Genomic DNA, 4,358 nt, shown 5'->3' on the forward strand with positions numbered 1-4,358 from the left:
CTGTTCGCTCACTTCTCCGAAATTCAGGGCTCGGGCTTCAAGTCTCTGGAAGAGAACCAGCGCGTCAGCTTTGTGACGGCCAATGGCCCCAAGGGCCCGCAAGCCACGAAGATCCAGGTCCTGTAAGGGTCTGAGTTTTCGGTAGAAGCCCCTTCGCGGGGCTTTTTTGTTTTCTGCGGCAGCGTTTCCTAAACATGGAAAGTATCTGTTCGCCAGTAATGTCAGGGTAATCCCTAGAGTGCGGTAAATCCTGATACTGAAGTCGCACCCGATTCATTCATCTGGTGTATGCGCCCTAATCCAGGCACGCGTCTCTGTTATTGTCGGCCTTGCCCAGACTTCAGGATCCGCGTTCTCATGACTTCTTCTTTTCCGACGCAGATTGCCCCGCAAGCCCAGGACGTGGTCGCGTTCTGGCTCGATGCCGGTCCGCAGCAATGGTTCAGCAAGAATGCGGAGTTCGATGCGGCCTTCCGTGCCCGTTTTGAAACCGCCCATATGGCAGCCGCGGCGCGTCAGCTGGATGCGTGGCTGGACGACGCCACAGGTGCCCTGGCGCTGATGATCCTGCTGGACCAGTTCCCCCGCAATGCCTACCGCGGCACCGCGCACATGTTCGCCACGGACCCGCTGGCCCAGTATTTCGCCGACCGCGCCATTGCCGCGGGCCACGACCTGGCGGTGGAGCCGCAACTGCGTTCGTTCTTCTACCTGCCTTTCGAGCACGCGGAAAACCTTGCGGCGCAGAACCGCGGCGTGGCCCTGATGGAGCCGCTGGATGCCGATACGCTGCGTTGGGCGGTCCTGCATCGCGACATCATCAAGCGCTTTGGGCGCTTTCCTCATCGCAATGCCGCGCTTGGCCGGCAGACCTCGCAGGCCGAGCAGGAATTTCTCGATTCCGGCGGCTTCGCCGGATAGCCGCGCCGCAGCTGCGCGAAAGGGCGCTTGAGCGCCGGCGCGGCACCAGGTATCTGCTTGTGTCCACGCGTGGCAAGTTGAAAGTCTCAAGGCGACAGCGCCGGCGCAAAGCCTTGCAGGGCCTGGCATTCTGCCGCTTTGGCGCTGCTGTCAGACTTGTGGATATTTGACGTTTTTCGGGGTTCGCCAATACACTGGGTTTAGCGAGATTCTCAAGCGACGCGGTCTGCGTTTCACTTGTCGCCGTCAGTGGTGCTGCGGTTGCTTCCTCTCCCATCCTTGATGATCTGGCGCCCCGCGAGCAATCGCTTTTTCTAGGTTCAAGGACATTCCATGGCAACCGGCATCGTTAAGTGGTTCAACGCCGAAAAGGGTTATGGCTTCATCATGCCCGACGACGGCAGCAAGGATCTTTTCGCTCACTACTCGGAGATCCGCAGCGAAGGCTATAAGTCGCTGCAGGAGAACCAGCGCGTCACCTTCGAGGTCGGTACCGGCCCCAAGGGTCCCAGCGCAAAGAACATCAAGGTAGCGGCCTGACCTTCGCAGGGCAGCGCCCCGGGCCGGCCCGGCGCTCCGCCCAGAAAAAAGCCCCCGCACGCAATGTGCGGGGGCTTTTTTTGTGGCCGGCCCCGAGGCGTCCCGCAAGGCGGGTGAGGCGTGCGGCGAGGCTGATGTCGCGTCAGTGCTTGGCGTGGGCGGCCGGCGGCGTGGCCAGTTTGTCGACCAGCGCGATCCCCAGCGCTGACAGGATGAACAGCGCGTGGATGATGGTTTGCCACATCACGCCTGCCTCGGAGAAGCGCGCGTTGGGCGTGCCCAGCGTGCCCGCTTCAATGAAGGTGCGCAGCAGGTGGATCGAGGAGATGCCGATGATGGCCATCGCCAGCTTGACCTTGAGTACGCTGGCGTTCACGTGGCTGAGCCATTCCGGTTGGTCGGGGTGACCCTGCAGGCGCAGGCGGGACACGAAGGTTTCGTAGCCGCCCACGATCACCATGACCAGCAGGTTCGAGATCATCACCACGTCGATCAGGCCCAGTACCAGCAGCATGATCTCCATTTCGCCGAAGCCGCTGGCGTGCGTCACCAGGTGCCACAGCTCTTTCAGGAACAGCATGACGTAGACGCCTTGCGCGACGATCAGGCCCAGGTACAGGGGCAGTTGCAGCCAGCGCGAGCTGAAGATCAGGCTGGGCAGCAAGCCCAGGCGGGGAGGGGTGTTGGAGTTCATTTGTGGGTGCGAGCCGTATGGGATGTACAAAAAAGGCGGGCGCAATTCTATCAATGCCACGTTGCCGCAGATATCAGTTTTTTTGGGGTGATCCGGGCTGGCGAAAGTGCCCGCTAGCATGATTGGGGGGATCTCGTTGGGGTTTTATGTAAGGAAAGCTGGCATTTGCGAAACTGTGTGGCGAAACGCTTTGTGTGCATTGGTCGTATATAGAATTGCGGCCTCGTTCGCATAGAGCCAGTAAAGAGGAGTTTGTTCCCATGAAGATCCGCTACACCGTTGCCGCCTTGAGCGTTGCGCTCGCCCCTTTCTCCGCCTCCCAGGCTTTGGACATCGGCGGCCTGGTCGGCGCTGGCAGCAAGGTCGTTCAGGCTGCCACGCTGAGCGATGCCGAAATCAAGACCCTGTCGGACAAGGCTTGCGCGCAAAGCGATTCCCAGGAAAAGATTGCCGCTCCCGGCAGCAAGTACGACGCCCGCCTGCAGAAGATCGCCAAGCAACTGGGCGGCACGGTCAACGGCCAGAAGGCCAGCTACAAGGTCTACGTCACCAAGGACGTCAACGCCTGGGCCATGGCCAACGGCTGCATCCGCGTCTACAGCGGCCTGATGGACATGATGACCGACGATGAGGTGCTGGGCGTGGTGGGCCACGAAATCGGCCACGTCGCGCTGGGCCACAGCAAGAAGGCGATGCAGACCGCCTACACCGTTTCCGCCGCGCGCGACGCCGCCAATGCCGCAGGCGGCGCCACCGTGGCCGCACTGAACTCCTCGCAACTGGGCGACCTGACCGAGAAATTCATCAACGCGCAGTTCTCGCAGTCGCAGGAAAGCGCCGCTGATGATTATTCCTTCGACCAGCTGCAGGCCAAGGGCCTCAATACCCGCGGCCTGGTGACCGCGTTCCAGAAGCTGGCCGAACTGGACGGCGGCAAGAGCGATATGATGAGCTCCCACCCGTCCTCGGCCAAGCGCGCGCAGCACATCGAAGAGCGCATCGCCAAGGCCAAGTAAAGCGTCCGTATCAGGCGTTTCTCCTCCCGTCCCGGGTGGAAAACGGGGCGCGAGTATCCGGACTTATCCGGGTGCTCGCGCCCCTTTGCGTCAGGTGGCCGGAAGTTTCCGGTAAAATGCCGCGTTTATCCGCCCGTCATCTCTTTATCTCTCGGAAAATAGGTCTTTTAATGCAGCCTGTGGTTGAAACCCTCTCCGGCCTGGAGCGCCGTGTTGATCTGGCCGTCTCGGTGGCCGACGTCGAAAAGGAAGTCCAGGCGCAATTGAAGCGCGTGGCTCGGACCGCCAAGGTCCCCGGCTTCCGTCCTGGCAAGGCTCCGCTTGCCATGCTCGAGCGCAGCCATGGCCCTGGCATCCGCTACGACGTGATCAATGGCCAAGTTGGCCGTGCCTTTGAACAAGCTGTCGACGGCGCCAAGCTGCGCGTCGCTGGCGCCCCGAACCTCGAACCCAAGACCGACGGCGTTGCCGACGACACGCTGGCGTTTACCGCCACGTTCGAGGTCTATCCCGAAGTCGCCGTGCCGGACCTGTCGACCCTGGCCGTCACCCGCTACGAAACGGCCGTCACCGACGCCGAAGTGCAACAAACGCTGGACGTCCTGCGCAAGCAGCGCGCCACGTTCGAAGCTCGCGAAGGCCGTGCCTCGCAAGACGGCGACCGCGTCACGCTGGACTTCGCCGGCACCATCGACGGCGTGCCGTTCGAAGGCGGCAAGGCCGAAGACTTCCCGTTCGTGCTCGGCCAAGGCCGCATGCTGCCGGAGTTCGAAGAAGCCGCCCGCGGCCTGAAGGCTGGCGAAAGCAAGGTCTTCCCGCTCAAGTTCCCCGATGACTACCAAGGCAAGGAAGTCGCCGGCAAGACCGCCGAATTCACCATCACCGTCAAGGAAGTGGCTGAAGGCGTGCTGCCCGAGCTGAACAGCGAATTCGCCAAGTCCCTCGGCCAGGCCGAAGGCGATGTCGAAAAGCTGAAGGCCGACATCCGCAGCAACATCGAGCGCGAAGTCAAGGTCCGTTCGGCTGGCCGCACCAAGTCCAGCGTCATGGACGCCCTGGTCGAAGCCGGCAAGTTCGACGTGCCGAAGGCCCTGGTCGACAACGACGTGCAAGGCCGTGTCGCCGCTGCCCGCGAAGAGCTCAAGCAGCGCGGCATCCCGAACGCCGAATCCGTGCCGATCCCGGCT

At 62.1% G+C, this 4,358-nt stretch carries 6 protein-coding genes; 5 read left to right on the forward strand and 1 reads right to left on the reverse strand.

Annotated elements, in window-relative coordinates:
* The 3 genes from VIR09_RS05430 to VIR09_RS05440 all read left to right on the forward strand — a co-directional run.
* The coding region (locus VIR09_RS05430) for a cold-shock protein (RefSeq protein WP_332011951.1) at positions 1–126 on the forward strand (126 nt) is incomplete at its 5' end.
* A 231-nt stretch (positions 127–357) separates the two neighbouring features.
* Positions 358–921: a DUF924 family protein gene (locus tag VIR09_RS05435; protein WP_332011948.1), complete on the forward strand. Its 564-nt coding sequence runs from the start codon at positions 358–360 to the stop codon at positions 919–921.
* A 333-nt stretch (positions 922–1,254) separates the two neighbouring features.
* Positions 1,255–1,461, forward strand: a complete 207-nt coding sequence (locus tag VIR09_RS05440) for a cold-shock protein (protein WP_006225311.1) — start codon at positions 1,255–1,257, stop codon at positions 1,459–1,461.
* A gap of 142 nt (positions 1,462–1,603) precedes the next feature.
* Here VIR09_RS05440 and VIR09_RS05445 read toward each other — a convergent pair whose 3' ends face one another.
* The gene (locus tag VIR09_RS05445) at positions 1,604–2,155 is read right to left on the reverse strand and encodes a TIGR00645 family protein (RefSeq protein ID WP_332011949.1); all 552 of its coding nucleotides are present in this window, start codon (positions 2,153–2,155) and stop codon (positions 1,604–1,606) included.
* Positions 2,156–2,415: 260 nt separating this feature from the next.
* Here VIR09_RS05445 and VIR09_RS05450 point away from each other — a divergent pair, with 260 nt between their 5' ends.
* Both VIR09_RS05450 and tig read left to right on the forward strand, forming a co-directional pair.
* Positions 2,416–3,171 carry a M48 family metalloprotease gene (locus VIR09_RS05450; RefSeq protein ID WP_059373567.1) on the forward strand — a complete coding sequence of 252 codons (756 nt, stop codon included), beginning with the start codon at positions 2,416–2,418 and terminating at the stop codon, positions 3,169–3,171.
* A 170-nt stretch (positions 3,172–3,341) separates the two neighbouring features.
* A partial coding sequence (gene tig, locus VIR09_RS05455; RefSeq protein WP_332011950.1) for a trigger factor occupies positions 3,342–4,358 on the forward strand: 1,017 nt, incomplete at its 3' end.

Source organism: Achromobacter sp., from assembly GCF_036567245.1.
GTDB lineage: Bacteria > Pseudomonadota > Gammaproteobacteria > Burkholderiales > Burkholderiaceae_B > Achromobacter.